Source organism: Longimicrobiales bacterium (assembly GCA_028823235.1).
GTDB lineage: Bacteria > Gemmatimonadota > Gemmatimonadetes > Longimicrobiales > Gaopeijiaceae > UBA2589.
In genome coordinates this window covers 1-16,228 of sequence record JAPKBW010000006.1, presented here as the reverse complement: position 1 = coordinate 16,228, position 16,228 = coordinate 1, and the positions used below count along the sequence as shown (strand labels likewise).

At 61.3% G+C, this 16,228-nt stretch carries 11 protein-coding genes; 7 read left to right on the top strand and 4 right to left on the bottom strand.

The window, feature by feature from the left end; all coding sequences use genetic code 11:
• Positions 1-442 precede the first annotated feature (442 nt).
• From OSA81_04720 to OSA81_04705, 4 genes are read right to left on the bottom strand one after another with little or no spacing between them, the layout of a single operon-like run.
• Positions 443-1,021, bottom strand: coding sequence for a DsrE family protein (locus OSA81_04720; GenBank protein ID MDE0898300.1), 579 nt, complete (start codon positions 1,019-1,021; stop codon positions 443-445).
• The gene (locus tag OSA81_04715; protein ID MDE0898299.1) at positions 1,014-1,673 is read right to left on the bottom strand and encodes a hypothetical protein; all 660 of its coding nucleotides are present in this window, start codon (positions 1,671-1,673) and stop codon (positions 1,014-1,016) included. Before OSA81_04715 ends, OSA81_04720 begins: the two co-directional genes overlap by 8 nt.
• A gap of 28 nt (positions 1,674-1,701) precedes the next feature.
• Complete coding sequence (locus tag OSA81_04710) at positions 1,702-3,123, bottom strand: amidohydrolase family protein (protein ID MDE0898298.1); 1,422 nt, start codon at positions 3,121-3,123, stop codon at positions 1,702-1,704.
• A gap of 1 nt (position 3,124) precedes the next feature.
• A complete protein-coding gene (locus OSA81_04705; GenBank protein ID MDE0898297.1) occupies positions 3,125-5,374 on the bottom strand; it encodes a multicopper oxidase family protein in 2,250 nt (749 codons plus the stop codon).
• A 164-nt stretch (positions 5,375-5,538) separates the two neighbouring features.
• Here OSA81_04705 and OSA81_04700 point away from each other — a divergent pair, with 164 nt between their 5' ends.
• The 7 genes from OSA81_04700 to OSA81_04670 all read left to right on the top strand — a co-directional run bounded on the left by OSA81_04700 (position 5,539) and on the right by OSA81_04670 (position 16,151).
• On the top strand, positions 5,539-6,588 hold the full coding sequence (locus tag OSA81_04700) for a metal-dependent transcriptional regulator (protein ID MDE0898296.1): 1,050 nt from the start codon (positions 5,539-5,541) through the stop codon (positions 6,586-6,588).
• Positions 6,588-8,816, top strand: coding sequence for a ferrous iron transport protein B (gene feoB, locus OSA81_04695; protein MDE0898295.1), 2,229 nt, complete (start codon positions 6,588-6,590; stop codon positions 8,814-8,816). Before OSA81_04700 ends, feoB (OSA81_04695) begins: the two co-directional genes overlap by 1 nt.
• 57 nt (positions 8,817-8,873) lie before the next feature.
• Positions 8,874-9,692 carry a mechanosensitive ion channel gene (locus OSA81_04690; GenBank protein MDE0898294.1) on the top strand — a complete coding sequence of 273 codons (819 nt, stop codon included), beginning with the start codon at positions 8,874-8,876 and terminating at the stop codon, positions 9,690-9,692.
• A 182-nt stretch (positions 9,693-9,874) separates the two neighbouring features.
• A complete protein-coding gene (locus OSA81_04685; protein ID MDE0898293.1) occupies positions 9,875-10,201 on the top strand; it encodes a FeoA family protein in 327 nt (108 codons plus the stop codon).
• Positions 10,202-10,225: 24 nt separating this feature from the next.
• Entirely contained in the window at positions 10,226-12,136 is a 1,911-nt protein-coding gene (gene feoB, locus OSA81_04680) for a ferrous iron transport protein B (GenBank protein ID MDE0898292.1), read from the top strand.
• Positions 12,137-12,155: 19 nt separating this feature from the next.
• The gene (locus OSA81_04675; GenBank protein ID MDE0898291.1) at positions 12,156-12,827 is read left to right on the top strand and encodes a dienelactone hydrolase family protein; all 672 of its coding nucleotides are present in this window, start codon (positions 12,156-12,158) and stop codon (positions 12,825-12,827) included.
• Between the two features lie 237 nt (positions 12,828-13,064).
• Positions 13,065-16,151 (top strand): hypothetical protein, encoded by a 3,087-nt coding sequence (locus OSA81_04670; GenBank protein ID MDE0898290.1) that lies wholly within the window; start codon positions 13,065-13,067, stop codon positions 16,149-16,151.
• Positions 16,152-16,228 lie beyond the last annotated feature (77 nt).

Below are 16,228 nucleotides of genomic sequence, written 5' to 3'. Positions count from 1 at the left end.
GGCCCGGCCAGATTCGACGCGTGCGCATGGTATCAAGCACTCAGAATCCGTAGGTCACGCTGGTTGCGCAACCGCTCGACGTGGAGCGGTCGCGCAAAACGGGCCTTCAGCCGCCGCGTGCGCACCTATGTTGCGAGGTGCAGGTGGGGTCGTCTCAGGGGGAGGCTCGCCGAGGCGTGAGCCTACCGGGAAGGTGCTTGAATCCCATTCAGGGGAAGTGTTTCATAATGAATAATCAGGTCGGCGCTCCCACCGCTGCTGGCTTGGCCACCTTCGTGGACTTTTCGGTCGACCGACCACATCGTGATGCTGAGTGGCGCGGCAGCCAACTGCACGGTGACTTCAGACAATGAGTCACTTCGTGCAGCAGGGTACGTCGGAGTCCGTGACCGATGCCATTCTGATGTGGCTGAAGCGGTAGCGTGCCGAACGACCAGCCCCGCTACCAGGGATTTACGCTATATCCCTGTTCCTGGAGCAGCATGAAGGCGGTGATCGCCGAAAGGGCGACCTGAACCCCTGGGATGAGACCTTCCGTGGGCACGTTCCTCGATGCGGCGCTTTGGCCACAGAGGAGCACTGGCTGCCCATTTGCGATGAGTTCCTTGATGAGTTCAGCGTTCGGGTTGTCGACGCCGAACCGGGCGCGGTAGGCCTCATTGTCGAGGAGCTCGAAGGAGGCTGGCCCGTGCGCGACGATCGCTCCGCTGAGTCGATCCTCAGACACCCCCGCCTGGGCGTGCATGTTCAGAAAGCGTGCGACCGTGTTGATGGTGGGGTTTAACTGGTCCGGAGAAGAGGACGGCTGTGCAATTTCGAAGGCGACCTTGTAGTCACGATCGGTAGGGGTGAAAAAATCGGTGTCCACGGAAAAAACTGCCCCAGCAGACTGAATCATCGGGCCGTCCTGAGTTTGCTGCGCTTCTGCCTCCGTTTCCCAGGTCCCGATGCCAAGAGCGATTGCGGCGGCAGTGAGAAGCGCCCGGCGAAGGGTCGAGGCCCCGGTGGCTCGGTCAGTCATGGCTGTCCTGCTCTTGTCGGTGGTCGTGAGCGTGTTCGTTTTCATGGGTATGATCATGATCGTGGCGGCCCTGATGGAAGACCACATGAACCAGCGATCCGCTGACGAACGCCTGATAGATCTCAGCGCCGCCGCTGTGCATTCCTCCCAGAACCTCGGTGCCGACTCCGTATCCGGCCAGAGTTGCTAGGACGATGGACCCGACGCCTGCGGCAGCAAGCGATGAGCCGAACCGCGGACAAATGAGCCACCAGATCACGAGGCTAACCGGGATACGGTGAAGGATTACCGCGATCGCGAAGGGCCCATCGACCGCTCCGTCTCTAGGGACGAAGGCTGCTCCCTCCAGCATGGCGTGGAGCACGAGTCCGGATAGCCCTATGACCATGGCAACGTTATCGGTCTGCTGAGCTAGTGCGTGAGAAGCTTTTTCCACAATCGCGGGAACTGTGAATCCCGCCACGAGGGCGACGAGGGCGATTAAGCTGCGCGAAGCCCAGGCATCTGGTAACACCTGCCAGATGACAAGAAGCGGCACGGCCACATAGACCGATCCGTCAACGAATCGAACGGCCTTCGGGTGACCATGTAGTATGCGATACAGCACCGGTCCGAGGAGCGGTGCCGCCGCCGCCGCAATGAGGTAGCCCATGACTATCGGACCGGTCTTAGCGTGGGGGTCAGCGGATTCCGACCACTCCGCGAACCGACTCAATCAGCTTGGGTGAGTCCCAGCCGATACCGTGTCGAAACACGATGCTCGTCCCGTGGAGATTCCCGACCGCTTCGAGGTCACCGTCGATGACCACGAGATCCGCGATCTTGCCGGTCGCAACGCTTCCGACTTCGCCGTCGATTTCCAAAACCTTGGCCCCGTTCAGACTCATGATCTGGATGACCTCGGGGGCAGAGAAGCCTGCTTCGAGCAGCAATTCGTAGTTACGCTGGTCACCGAATCCTGGAGGGGCTGCCCCGTATCCGGTTGGATCTACGCCAGCCGCCAGAAGACCGCCAGCGGCCACGAAGGCACGCTCGTACTCCATTGCTTTAGCGTACTGCGCAGGCGGAATCGCTCCTTGTCCGGCCCGTCGTGCGACGGAGATCGCACGGACTTCTTCAGCAATCTCAGGTGCGAGTACATCAAAGATGCGTTCGTCGATGGGGGGGCGGCCAGATACCGAGATCTCGTAGACCACCGGCGTAGACGTCATGGGTACACCGTTGTCGATCATGTCCCGGAACGTCGCCTGCACTTCGGGACCATTCACATCGAGGTCCGGGAAGCTGTTCCGGAAGCCGGCAGGACACTCGTCCTCAACCTTGTTGGGCGCGTACTCGCTGTTCGCGAAAAGTCCGTGTTCGACGTTGTCGATGCCAAGCGCGACGGCTTCCCGGTATCCCACAGAGCACAGATGAGCCGTGACTTTAACGCCCAACTTGTGCGCCTCGTCGATCGCCGCGCCGAGCTCCGCGCGTGAGATCCACGTGTAGGCCTTGAACCAGCTGACGCCCTCTTCAGCCCAGTAGCGCACTACACGGCGCGCCTGTTCAGGATCGCTGAGCTGGGTCATGGTTCCACCACCGACTTGCTCGCCGGTCAGGTATGGGCCGGTCGTGAACATCGTCGGGCCAATGACGTTGCCCGTATCGATTTCCCTTTTGAGGTTCAGTTCCGCATACGGCTGCTGAGCGCCCGTGGTACGGATTGTCGTGACACCCGAGGCCAGGTAGAGCCGTGAGCCTGAGAAGGAGAGCTGCGCCGCGCGGCCGCTTCCACCCGTGTAGTAGGAGTGGTTGTGCATCCCCACGAGTCCTGGGATCACCGTCTGGCCCGTGAGGTCGACGATGTTGGCATTGGCAGGCACGTGGACTGAACCAGACTGCCCGATGGCGATGATTCGATCTCCTTCAATCAGAATGGTCTGATCCAGCATCGCCGGGGCACCGGTCCCATCGATGACCTTCGCATGCGTGAGGGCTACTGTGCCCATCGGCACTGCGACGAACTCGTCGAAATTCTGAGCTGCCACCTGGTCGGGCCCAACTGCCGTGAGAGCGAGGCAGGCCAGTGCTGCAGAGAGGGCTGTGGTGTGGAGTCTCATGTCAGTTTCCTTCGACGTCGAAGACGAATTTCATTCCGGATTCGAGATGCTCGGCGATGTGGCAGTGCACCATCCATCGCCCCGGATTGGACAGTTCGAGGAGGATGTCCGTTGTGGACCCCGCCGGCAACAGGACGGTGTCCTTCCAGACCATGTTCTTGTTCGGCACACCGTTCTGTTCAAGAACAAGAAAGCGCTGTCCATGGATGTGCAGGGGATGCTGCATGGAGTGGAACGCGGCCCGATCGTTGGTGACCCGCACCTTCACCACGTCTCCGACCTTGAACGCCCAGTCGATCGCGTCGTTCTGCGCTCCAGTTCGGGGATCCCGTAGAAGCCACTGGACCTCGGCCCCGCTCGTTGCCCAGTTCATGACGGGCATCGTGCCACTCCATTCGACGGGGTTGAAGTAGATCCAGTCGAGGTTCATGGACTGTTCGATTGCCATCGGCAGGTTGTCGACCTCGAGTGTAAGGACGAGCTCGTGGTCGGTGGGTCCGTCGAAGAGCGGTCGATAGCGGTCGATATCCTCGACGACCGCGTCATGGGTCCGAAGGGACTCGAAGTCATGAGCGTGATCCGAGGCGCTCTCAGAGGTGGCACCCGAAACCGTGATCTGGCCCAGCACGGCCGACTCCTCCAGGAAAAGTCCCTGACGGTGGTTGATGCCCTGCACGCGGTTGGTCATCGCGTAAGCTCCGCCCTCGGGGAACAGTACCTCGACGACGTACCGCTCAGCGGGGGCCAGAGTGACGCTCTCCGACATCGACTCCCGCTCGAATCTGCCAACGTCTGATCCGATGACCTTGATCGGCAGCGGCTCGCCATTGGGGGCGTCCGTGGGGCGGAACGCGATGTTGAAGGTGCGGGTGTTGGATGCGTTTGTGAAATGGAATCGGACGACGTCGCCGGGATCTACGTCGAGTCCGTACTCCGGCTCACCGTTCGTGAGGAAGACGTTCCCGAAGCGTCCCATGAGCATGTAGTTCGCAGACTCTTCGCCGAACGGAACCACATCGTCAGCGCCGAGCAGGAGGTCGTCCAGCATGACGACCTCTTCGTGGTCGACCTCGTTGTAGTAGTCTGAGGCCAGCGGTTCGACGAGCATGTTGCCCGCGAGTCCCAACTCCTGAGACACGTCTTCGCGATGGTGCGGGTGGTACCAGTAGATCCCGGGATCGGGGAAGTGGATCGTGTACCGGAAGCTTTCGCCTGGCTGTACTGGGTCCTGCGTGACCCCCGGGACTCCGTCGTAGCGATTGTCGAGCCGCAGACCGTGCCAGTGGACGGCCGCTGGGAGCGGCGTGTCGTTTGTGAAGTTCACGAAGATCGTCGAGGCTTCCGTGACCTCGATCAGCGGCCCCGGGATCTGCTCGTTGAATGCCATCATCACGAGGTCCCGACCGGCCACCGATTTCCGGACGAAGCCGGCAGTCAGGTCCAGCGTGCCCCCATCGGGCAGCGTCACGATGTCGCGAGGCCGGGCAGCGGGGAGCGTGTTCAGATCCACCGCAGGCCGGAATGGCGCGACGACGGGCCGCGACTGCATCACCCCTGGCAGCATTGGGACGCCGGCATACATCGGGGGCATCGTCCAGTCGCTCCCATCGCCCGTCATCTCGGGCACACCCATCTCTGCCGACGGTGCTAGGGCAAGGAGGTCATGCGCTTCCATGCGGCTCGACGGGGAGCGACCTCGGATGATCAGCGGCCCGCTCCGCTCTACGACATCGGCGGACGCTTCCGCAGTCACCCAGACCAGGTACTTGTTGAACGCCACTTCGCCGAGGTTGTTCAGACCGTTCGCTACCTCGCCGAGTTTGATCACGGGATCGAGCGCGAGGGGCGTCGCCCAGGCCACGTAGGTCGTGTAGGGCCCGAGGGATGAGGGGTCAGGCAGTCGAGCGATCCATGCTTTCAAATCGTGTCGATGTCTCCCTTCGGCCGTGACCGTGACCCCGAAGGGGGACCATGGCTTTCGAAGCTCGATCACCCCGGCAGCTTGTCCTCCTCGGGTCGTCGAGAAGAGGTCCATGCAGTAGAGGTCGGACGCCGGGCGGGCTGCATCTGACCCGGTGCGCTCCGGCACTGCCCGGTCGGCGGAGAAGAGCGACTCCCCCGTGGCGGGCGGGCGGTCAGAACAGATCGACGAGACGTCGGGAATCTGCCCGGAAGCGTGGAGGTGCCCCACGGCAAGGAGTGCGGTGGCAAGCCAGGGGCTCGCTGAGAGAGGATGTGATTGCAACGGCATACGTTGAGATTCGCGCCGCCCCGCGAGGTGGGCAACACACTGTCGATCCGTGAGGGCAGCGTGTCCACGGACCGGTACGGGTTGACGAAACTTCCCGTGAGATGAAATTTAGGTAAGCCTAAATATTCTCATCATCGCGCAATGCCGTGCGCGGAGCGGGCACCATGCTTAATCCTACAATCGCACTCACCGTTTTCGGCGTCCTCTGTGTTCTATCAGGACTGCTTGTTTGGCCGAAGTGGGGTGTCGTGGCCAGGTACCTGAGACTTGTGCGCCTCAGCGAACGGGTGCTTCTCGAGGATGCGGTCAAACACGTCTATACCTGTGAGAGCATTGGAAGAGATGTCTCCCTTGAAAGTCTTGCCGGGCAACTCGAGGTGTCCACAGGCCGGGCAGCCGACCTGTTGAAGCTGCTGGCCGAGTCCCTGTTGGTACGCAACGAAGCTTCGGGCCCGAAGCTCACGGACGCGGGCCGCAACTCAGCTCTGCGGCTGGTCCGTGCGCATCGTCTTTGGGAACGGTACCTGGCGGACCGGACCGGGGTGCCCGCAGGTGAGTGGCATGCGGAAGCAGAAAGAATGGAGCACGCCCTGTCCGCGGAAGAGGCGGAGGCGCTGGCGGCCCGGCTTGGGCATCCAGCTTGGGATCCCCATGGAGATCCGATTCCCACAGCGGGTGGAGAGCTGCCGGTGGTCGAACGTCTGTCGCTCGTGAGCGCGGACGTTGGGCGCACATTTGAGATCGTACATCTGGAAGATGAACCCCGTGTCATTTACGACGCGCTTCTACGGGATGGCCTCGACCTGGGGACTCGACTCGAAGTGGCAGAAAGAAGTGACCGCGGGGTTCGCCTGCGATCACACGGGCGTGAGCGCACGCTCGACAATGTCGTCTGTCGCAACGTTACGGTCCGGATGCTCCCAGAGGGTGAGCGAGCCGATGCTCCTGTAGCGACCCTCGCCGATCTGTCCCCTGGGGAGTCCGCTCAGGTTGTCGGGATTTCGCCTGCGTGCCAAGGCTCCCAGCGCAGGCGGCTGCTGGACCTCGGAGTGGTCCGAGGCACGGAGATCGAGGCGGTGTTCAGCAGCGCGTCAGGTGACCCGATCGCGTACTCGATTCGTGGTGCGCTGATCGCACTGCGACGCGAGCAGGCCACGTGGATCCGGATTGACGTCCCTTCGATGAGCGCCGCTCTGTCCGAGGACGTCGCCTGATGGCCACCCTCTCAACCAGTCCGTGCGGGTCGTGTGCGGAACACCGCCAGAGTAGCCTGATTCGCCTCGGGCTGAGCCCAGACAAGTGGGACTATCTGGTCGCTCTGTCCGGGAATCCCAACGTGGGAAAGAGCACGGTCTTCAATCAGCTCACAGGACTTCGTCAGCATACGGGTAACTGGCCGGGTAAGACGGTCGTTCGTGCCGAGGGCGCATTCGCTCACGAAGGCAATCGCGTGAAGGTCGTAGACCTTCCAGGCACCTATTCTCTGCAAGCCGGCAGCGTGGATGAGGAAGTCGCGCGCGACTTCGTTCTGTTCGGTCGACCAGACGTGACGGTCGTAGTGGTCGACGCGACCCGCCTCGAGCGAAATCTGAATCTCGTTCTTCAAATACTTGAGATTACGGATCGCGTGGTCGTCTTCCTGAACCTGATGGATGAGGCCAGGCGACACGGAATCGCGGTGGACCCGAAAAAACTCGAGAAGGAACTTGGGGTCCCCGTGGTACCCGGCACGGCTCGCGAGGGCATCGGCATCGAGGAGCTGCTGACCGCAGCGCACCAGGTCGCCACGGGTGAACGAGTGGGTACGCCGTATCGCCTCGCGGAACACGCCCCGGAGGTGGAGCGAGCGATCGCCGGCCTCGTCCCCACCGTGGAAGAGGTTTACCCCGAGGTGCCTAACGCACGATGGGTTGCCCTCCGCCTGCTGAACGCCGACGAGGCCGTTCAGGAAGCCGTGCGATCAGGGGAACTGGGGCAACTTATCCACGACGAATCATGGGCCAGTGTGTCGCCGCCCCCCGAGGAAGAGTCTGAGCGGCTGCTCGACGTGGCCACGCGACTACGGTGGGAATTGCCCCCTGACTTTCACGACATCGTGACTGAGCACGCGTACGCCGCTGCAGAGCAGGTCGCTCACAAGGTGCAGAAAACAGGGCTTGCGAAGGTCGGGTTCTCTTTCGACCGGAAGCTCGACGAGCTGCTAACGAGTCGAACCTTCGGGTTCCCGCTGATGCTGTTCATCCTAACAGTGGTGTTCTGGCTGACCATCGAGGGAGCCAACGTTCCTTCATCGATGCTGGCGACTCTTCTCATCGACCACGGCTGGACCTGGCTCAAGGGCATTTCGGCAGCGATAGGCGTGCCGTGGTGGATCGATGGCTTTCTGCTCGACGGCGTATATCTGGCGACGGCATGGGTCATCAGTGTCATGCTGCCTCCGATGGCGATCTTTTTTCCGCTGTTTACGCTTTTGGAGGACTTCGGATACCTCCCGCGCGTGGCCTTCAATCTGGACTCGATGTTTCAGAAAGCAGGGGCACATGGGAAGCAGGCGCTCACGATGTGCATGGGATTCGGTTGCAACGCCGCCGGCGTCGTTGCAACGAGAGTCATCGACAGCCCGCGAGAGCGGCTCATCGCGATCATCACTAACAACTTCTCGTTATGTAACGGAAGGTGGCCGACCCAGATCCTGATCGCGACAATCTTTATTGGAGCCCTCGCACCGACGCACCTGGGAGGGCTTGTGAGTGCGGGAGCAGTCGTGGGCATCGCAGTGCTCGGCATCGTGATGATGTTTTTCTCATCTTGGCTGCTGTCTCGCACGGTGCTGCGCGGCGAGGCGACCAGCTTTAGCCTCGAGCTACCTCCGTATCGCCCCCCCCGCGTCCTCCAGACGCTGTATACGTCGATTATCGATCGCACTCTGATTGTGCTGTGGCGCGCCATCATCTTCGCCATCCCGGCCGGTGCCGCGATCTGGCTCGTTTCGAACATCACTTTCGGCGGGGTGAGCATTGCCCAGTACACAGTCGACTGGCTCGAGCCTGCGGGGCTCGTCCTCGGGCTAAACGGGGTCATCCTGTTGGCCTATGTCGTCGCAATCCCAGCGAACGAGATCGTGATCCCCACGATTCTGATGCTGACCGTTCTCGTTACTCCTGAACTCGCGGGAGAGGGTGCCGGGGCTGGTGTCATGTTCGAGGAGGACTCGCTCGTGACGACCGGTGCGTACCTGAGGGCCGGGGGCTGGACGTTGCTCACGGCGGTGAACCTCATGTTGTTCAGCCTTCTCCATAACCCGTGTTCTACGACGATTTATACAATCTTCAAGGAAACGCGGAGTTTGAAATGGACCGCGGTCGCCACCATGATGCCTGTCGTGATGGGTGTCGTAGTGTGCTTCCTGGTGGCCCAGATCTGGAGACTGGTCGCGGGCTGAAGTCGCATGACCTGCGCTGCAGGTGCTGGCCTCTCCTAACGCGTGTTGAGGTATCCAATGATGGATTTTGAAGCATTCATGGCCTTTGCGACCGAGGCCGTGGCCTCCTGGGCCCCGAAGTTCGTGGCCGCTATAGCCGTTCTCATATTCGGGTGGATGTTCGCCGGATGGGTTCGGGCGTTTGCTCGCAAGGCGCTCAAGAAGGGTCCGATCGACGAGATCATGATTCCGTTCTTGTCGGGACTCATTCATGTGTCGGTAATCGTGATTGTGGCGGTAACCGCAATGGGGGTGCTCGGTATCAGCACGGCATCGTTTGTCGCAGTGCTCGGTGCCGCTGGTCTGGCGATCGCCCTCGCCTTCCAAGGCACGTTTTCAAATTTTGCGGCGGGCATCATGCTGCTGACCTTCCGCCCCTTCGACGTCGGCGACTTCGTGGAGGTGGGCGGTGGTTCCGGCGTAGTGAAGGAGGTGGGCATCTTCTCGTGTATCCTGCATACGGCAGACAACGTTCAGATTCGGGTGCCGAATTCGCAGATCTTCGGCACCACGATCAAGAATTTCTCAACGAACGACACTCGGCGCATCGACCTCGTCATGGGTGTGGATTACGGTGATGACCTCGGTGTAGCGGTGCGCACATGCATGGACATCATCTCCTCCGACACACGGGTGCTTTCTGATCCGGCGCCGGTTGTCGCTGTACATGAGTTGGGAGACTCCTCCGTCAATCTCGTCGTCCGGCCTTGGGTAAAGGCCGAGGACTACTGGACGACACGGTGGGATCTGACGCGAGGGCTGAAAGAAGGCCTCGAGGCTGCGGGATGCTCGATGCCGTTCCCTCAGCGCGATGTTCACATGTATCAGCAGAGCTGACGCGACGGCTTTCGCTGACGCATTTTAGAGTCTCCCGCCCCCTTTTCTGGGGGGTCGGGAGACTCTCTGCATTATACGAGGTCTCAGCGCAACGGAGTGGGGCTGTGTCTCTACCGTTAGCGCGGCTTTCGCGGTGCGTCGCGCCCGTGTACCTTAGTTGAGAGTCAATTTCATTCTCATCCATGTCGTATCAGGGTGAGACGAGGAGGAACAAGTCCATCGTGCAGGCATTGCCGGTCGCGAAGAACGAGCAGGACGGGGCCGATCTGAGGCTGGGGGACATCCCTCTGCGTCAGGAAGTTGAGCTCGTCAGCATCGATCTGCCGGCACACCTGGCGGAGCCGCTTCTGGAGCGTGGCGTACTGCCAGGATGCCGGATCTGCCCCGTGCGATCCTCGCCGGGCGGCGATCCAATTGTCTCGGTGGATGGATCACTCCTTGCGCTGCGACGCGAGACGGCGGCCTGCCTCTGCGTCAAAATTCTCTCGCAGTTCCAGGACGCGGACTAAGGCGGTCCTCCTCTATTGGATGAGTTGCACCCCCCCGTCGCTGATGGTGCGACCGTTGCGATAGCCGAGAGGCACGAGCCACTCGTTGCTCTTGTGGGTCCTCCCAATTCAGGGAAGACGACCCTCTTCAATCAGCTGACAGGGCTTCGTCAGAAGGTCGCCAACTACCCCGGCGTAACCGTCGAGAAGCACGTCGGGCAGGTACGGCTCGACACAAACCGTGAGATCGATCTGGTCGATCTTCCCGGCGTACATGGCTTCTCCGCACGAACGCTCGATGAGCGGGTCACGCGCGACGTTCTCGAAGGCAAGGTCGAGGGCATTCGTCCGCCCGATGCACTGGTCCTGATCGTGGACTCCACGCGTCTCGAGAACCAGTTGATGCTTGTCGAGCCGGTCCTGGAACTGGGACTCCCGACACTGCTCGTGCTGAACATGTGTGACGAGCTCTCAGAGCGTGGAGGCAGCGTGAACGATGAGGCGCTCGCCGAGCGTCTGGGTGTCGACATTGCCCGGACGAGCGCCCGGAGTGGGGAAGGCGTCGATGGGGTGCGTGCGTATCTCGCGGGCATCGACACGTCCCATGGCCCGACTGAGTACGTTGAGCGCACGCTCAGCAACCAGGGCCGAGGCGTTTCCCTTCCGGTTGTCGACGCGTTCGCAGCGAGAAGGAAACTCGTCAGCGAGGTGGTCCAAGGTGCGGACTTCGTGCCGCCGGGGCCTTCTGCAATGAGTGATCGTCTCGACAGCATCTTTCTACATCGTGTATGGGGCCCGCTGATATTCCTCGGCGTGGTCCTGCTCGTATTCCAGTCGATCTTCACGTGGGCGGTGCCGCTCATGGATGGCATCGACTTCGGCATCAGCACCTCGGGTGAGTGGCTATCCACAACGATGCCGGATACGTGGTACCGATCTCTCCTGGTTGATGGCGTGTGGGCCGGTGTCGGATCTGTGGTGATCTTCCTGCCCCAGATCCTCATCCTTTTCCTGTTTCTGGGCATTCTCGAGGACTCGGGCTACATGGCGAGGGCTGCTGTGATCGCCGACCGGATGATGTTCCGGGTTGGCCTTCAGGGTCGCGCCTTCCTGCCCCTGCTCTCGGGGTACGCGTGTGCGATACCGGCGATCCTGGCCGCCCGCACGATCGATGATGAACGCGATCGGATGGCCACGATCTTCGTGACTCCGTTCATGACGTGTTCGGCGCGACTCCCTGTATACGCCCTGCTCATTGCGGCCTTCATCCCCAACGAGCCCATCCTCGGGCCCTTCTTTGGCACGCAGGCGGCTACGATGCTCGGGCTCTACGGCCTCGGTATCGTCGCGGCGATCGGAACCGCCTTTATCCTCAAGCGGACGATTTTGAAGGCCGACCCGACATCGTTTCTGATGGAGCTGCCTCCGTATCGGATTCCATCGCTGCGCACCTTGGCGTTGAGATTGCTCGATCGCAGCAAGATTTTTCTACGCCGTGCCGGCCGGGTCATTTTTGCGGTCGCAATCGTATTGTGGATACTGATGCAGTTTCCGCGCACCGAGCTCGGCGCACCCGGCATCGAAGAGAGTGCGCTAGGCCAGATTGGACAGGTGATTGAGCCGGTGATCCGTCCGCTGGGTTTTGATTGGCGGATCGGCGTCGGACTCGTGACGTCTCTGGCCGCTCGCGAAGTGATTGTGGGGACGCTCGGCACGATTTACGGTGTCGAAACTGCTGACGAAGAGGCGGTCGCGCTCCAGGAGATACTCAAGCGAGATCTCACACGCGGCTCGGCGATCGGACTGCTCGTCTTCTTCGCATTCGCGCTTCAGTGCATGTCCACGGTGGCGGTGATGCGGCGTGAGACGGCGGGCTGGAAGTGGCCCATACTCCAGTTCAGCTACATGCTGTTTCTGGGGTACGCCGGAGCGTTCATAGCGTACCGGATATTCTGACGAAGGAAGAGGAGAGGCGATGAAGGTTTCCCGCCACACCTTTTGGGCGACCAACTCCTCAGGTGACGTGTCGGGCATTCTGATGCGCCCCACCGATGCCACGTGCCTGTACGTGTTCGCACATGGTGCAGGGGCCGGCATGGAGCACTCGTTCATGGAGGCCGCAGCAGGTCAACTGGCGGACCGTGGGATCGCCTCTTTCCGATACAACTTCCCCTACAAGGAGGCAGGCAAGAAGCCTCCAAATCGTCCACCGATACTCATTGAGACCGTACGCTCTGCGGTGACGGAAGCGTCGCTCCTGGCACCGGGCCTTCCCCTGTTCGCCGGAGGCAAGTCGATGGGTGGCCGCATGGCATCTGCGGCTGCCTCAAGGGAGCCACTTCCCGGCGTGAAGGGTTTGGTGTTTTTCGGATTCCCCTTTCACCCGTCTGGGCGCGACTCGGCCGAGCGTGGAGTTCACCTCGCTGATGTCGAACTCCCCATGCTGTTCCTGCAGGGTACTCGCGACAAATTGGCGAACCTGGATCTCCTCACCCTTCTTCTCGACGAGGTGACCCCCACGCCTACCCTTCACATCGTCGATGGCGCCGATCACGGATTCCATGTCCTGAAGCGATCGGGGCGCACGGACGGCGAAGCGTTGGCGGAGATGTGCGACGTGTTTCGGGACTGGGTCGGCGAGATCTGACCTCGCCGACCAGATTCTGTCTTCGTTGGGCTCTTTGGGGCAGTGACTGGAACCTGAAGCCATTCGCCACGGTGAAGACCGCTGCCGCTGCCCCGGTTTCGATTCCGATATAGATAGGAATTTCGAAGAGCAGCTCAGCGCGAGTAGGCCTTCGGGTGTCTTTTTGGTTGACCCTCGGGGTCGGGGCGGGCATTCTCACCGTCCTCTTCAAGAACGACAGTCGGAGCAGGACCTACCATGAGTCGTATCTCGTCTGATTTCGTACTTCGCACCGCTGCCTCTGCGGCATGCGCACTAGCACTGGCCGCAGTCCCGGCACTGTCTCCCGCGCAGGTCTCAGCACAGGACGAGATGTCCGGTGTCGAGCGAGACTTTTCGGATCTTTCCTATCGCAACGTCGGCCCGTCTCGCGGTGGTCGCGTTACTGCGGTGGCTGGACACCGTGATCACCCGCTGACCTTCTATATGGGAGCGACCGGTGGTGGTGTGTGGAAGACCGAGAACTATGGGACTAATTGGCGCCCGATTTCTGACGGGTACTTCGAGACGGGTTCGATCGGCTCGATCCGTGTTGCCCCATCCAATGCGGACATTGTGTATGTCGGCACCGGCTCTGACGGCATCCGTTCGAACGTGATCAGCGGGCGTGGCCTGTACTACTCTGGTGATGCCGGAGAGACCTGGGAGCGCCGCGGCCTGGTGGAAATGGGACAGCTTGCAGCTGTTGAGATTGATCCCAATAACCCTGACGTGGCCTATGTCGCCGCACTCGGGAACCCTTGGGCAAAGACACCTGATCGCGGCGTGTACCGCACGACGGACGCGGGGCGCAGCTGGAATCAGGTGCTGTTCACCTCTGACTCGGTCGGTGCGATCGACCTGGAGATCAACCCGGCCAATCCGAACGAAATCTACGCCGCAATGTGGCGGGGGCAGCGTCGGCCGTGGACGATTATCTCTGGCATGGAGGCTTCGGCTCGAGAGGACGGAATCTGGAAGTCGACCGACGGTGGCGACAACTGGGAGTACCTGTCCGAAGGCCTGCCAGCTGGACTGATTGGAAAGATCGATCTGTCCGTGTCGGCCGATATGCCGAACCGGATCTACGCGCTGGTCGAGACCACCGACCCCGATGAGGGCCTGTATCGCTCCGACGATCTCGGTGCGAGCTGGAAGATGGTCAGCAACGCACGCGGCATCATGAACCGGCCGTTCTACTACACCGGGGTGACAGCCGATCCGACCGATGCGGATCACGTCTACGTGAACAACGAGGGCTATTACGAATCGACCAACGGTGGGGTGACCCTCGAGCGCCGGCAGACGCCGCATGGGGACAACCACGATACCTGGATCAACCCGGATAACCCGCTCATTCAGGTTCAGTCGAACGACGGCGGGGCCAACGTCACGCTTGACGGTGGCAGCACGTGGTCGACGCAGTCGAATCAGCCGACCGCAGAGCTATACCAGGTCGATATTGACGACCAATTCCCTTACTGGCTCTACGCGGGCCAGCAGGACAACAGCACGATTCGTGTGCCAAGTAACCCACCGGGCACTGGCTCGCAGGGCGGACATCAGGGCAACTGGCAGGCGGTCGGTGGTTGTGAGACCGGACCCGCCGTTCCGAAGCCGGGTGACCCGACGATCGTTTACGCCAACTGCAAAGGTCGTTTCGGTCGGTACAACCAGGTCACGGGCCAGGAGAAGCAGTACTACGTCGGCTTCGCGAATCTGTACGGTGTGAATCCAGCGGAACTCACCTATCGCTTCCAGCGCACCGTTCCGATCGAGGTGTCGCCGCACGACGCGAGCACGGTCTACCACGGTTCTCAGTTCGTTCACAAGACGACGGACGAGGGTGTGACGTGGGAGCAGATCAGCCCCGATCTCACCGATTTCCGTCCGGAGCGGCAGCAGGTGTCGGGTGGTCCGATCACGCGGGACATCACCGGTGAGGAGCACTACTCGGTTCTGTACACCATCGAGGAATCGCCGCTGACTCCAGGGGTCATCTGGACCGGTGCCAACGATGGCCTCGTTCAGGTGACAAGGGATGGCGGCCAGACGTGGAAGGACGTTACTCCGGCCGACATGCCACCAGAGGGTCGGATTCAGACCATTGACCCGTCGCCGCACAATCCAGCGAAGGCGTACTTCGCGGGCTATCGCACGCTACTCGGCGACCTGACACCGTTCATCTACAAGACCGAAGACTACGGCGAGAGCTGGACCCTCCTGACGCCCGGTAACAATGGCATCCCGTCACACCACGCGACCCGTGCGGTGCGTGAGGACACGGAGCGTGAGGGTCTGCTGTATGCCGGGACCGAGTTCGGGATGTACATCTCGTTCAACGACGGGGAGAGCTGGGAGAAGTTCCAGTTCAATCTGCCGCGCACGCCGATCACCGACATCAAAGTCCATCAGGGCGACCTCGTGCTGTCTACGATGGGGCGGGCCTTCTGGATCATGGACAACCTCTCTCCGCTTCGTCAGGCCGATCAGGCTATGGCAGCTGGTGGCGCGTTCCTCTACCAGCCGGAGGATGCCTACCGACTGCGTGGTGGTGGCTTCGGTGGCGGCGCGCCTGACGAGCCGCAGTATTCAACGAACGGTGCGGAGCTGGACTACATGCTCCCAACCCAGGCCAGATCGATTCAGATGGAGATCGTATCGGCGTCTGGTGAAACGATGCGGTCCTTCGAGAGCACCGAGCCGGGCATGACGACCGAAACGGGGCAGGAGATGCGCGGTCCGTTCCAAAGGAACACAGGCGCTGCCGCACCCACCCTGAACCAGGGTCTGAACCGGTTTGTCTGGAACTTTACGGTACCGGGTCCAGGCGGATCGGGTCGTGGACCACTTGTGGTGCCGGGTCGCTACACCGCACGACTCACGGTCGACGGACAGACCTCAGAGCGATCGTTCGAGGTAATCATGGATCCGCGTGTCGCCGCGGACGGGGTCACGCAGGCGGACCTCCAGGCGCAGTACGACCTAGGGATTCAGGTTCGCACGGCGATCGAAGACGCCGACGCGACGATAGAGCGTCTCCAAAGTGCTCAGGTGCGCGCGGCGGAAGGATCAGACGTGGCGGACGACCTGAAGGAGATTGAGCGGGCACTACTGACGGACCGCACGATCACTAGTTATCCGGAGCCGATGCTGCGAGACCAGTTCAACTATCTGTACGGCAACACGCAGCGAGCAGATCAGAAGCCGGCAGCCGACATGTATGAGCGGCTCGAGATTCTGGTCACCGAACTTGAGGAGCATAAGCAGCGGCTGCAGCAGTTGATTCGTATGGTCACGCAGTGATGGTGTGATCCCTCGGTGTGGGGCCCTCTTCGCCTTCGGCAGCAAGCGCTTGAAGTTCTCAATACGACTGTCTGTTA

What these genes read in the sequence shown, in the direction of transcription:
- OSA81_04675 (MDE0898291.1), top strand. Translation starts at nt 12,156, where the DNA reads ATGAAGGTTTCCCGCCACACCTTTTGGGCGACCAACTCCTCAGGTGAC.
- OSA81_04715 (MDE0898299.1), bottom strand. Translation starts at nt 1,673, where the DNA reads ATGGGCTACCTCATTGCGGCGGCGGCGGCACCGCTCCTCGGACCGGTG.
- OSA81_04720 (MDE0898300.1), bottom strand. Translation starts at nt 1,021, where the DNA reads ATGACTGACCGAGCCACCGGGGCCTCGACCCTTCGCCGGGCGCTTCTC.
- OSA81_04690 (MDE0898294.1), top strand. Translation starts at nt 8,874, where the DNA reads ATGATGGATTTTGAAGCATTCATGGCCTTTGCGACCGAGGCCGTGGCC.
- OSA81_04685 (MDE0898293.1), top strand. Translation starts at nt 9,875, where the DNA reads ATGTCGTATCAGGGTGAGACGAGGAGGAACAAGTCCATCGTGCAGGCA.
- OSA81_04710 (MDE0898298.1), bottom strand. Translation starts at nt 3,123, where the DNA reads ATGAGACTCCACACCACAGCCCTCTCTGCAGCACTGGCCTGCCTCGCT.
- OSA81_04705 (MDE0898297.1), bottom strand. Translation starts at nt 5,374, where the DNA reads ATGCCGTTGCAATCACATCCTCTCTCAGCGAGCCCCTGGCTTGCCACC.
- OSA81_04670 (MDE0898290.1), top strand. Translation starts at nt 13,065, where the DNA reads ATGAGTCGTATCTCGTCTGATTTCGTACTTCGCACCGCTGCCTCTGCG.
- feoB (MDE0898295.1), top strand. Translation starts at nt 6,588, where the DNA reads ATGGCCACCCTCTCAACCAGTCCGTGCGGGTCGTGTGCGGAACACCGC.
- OSA81_04700 (MDE0898296.1), top strand. Translation starts at nt 5,539, where the DNA reads ATGCTTAATCCTACAATCGCACTCACCGTTTTCGGCGTCCTCTGTGTT.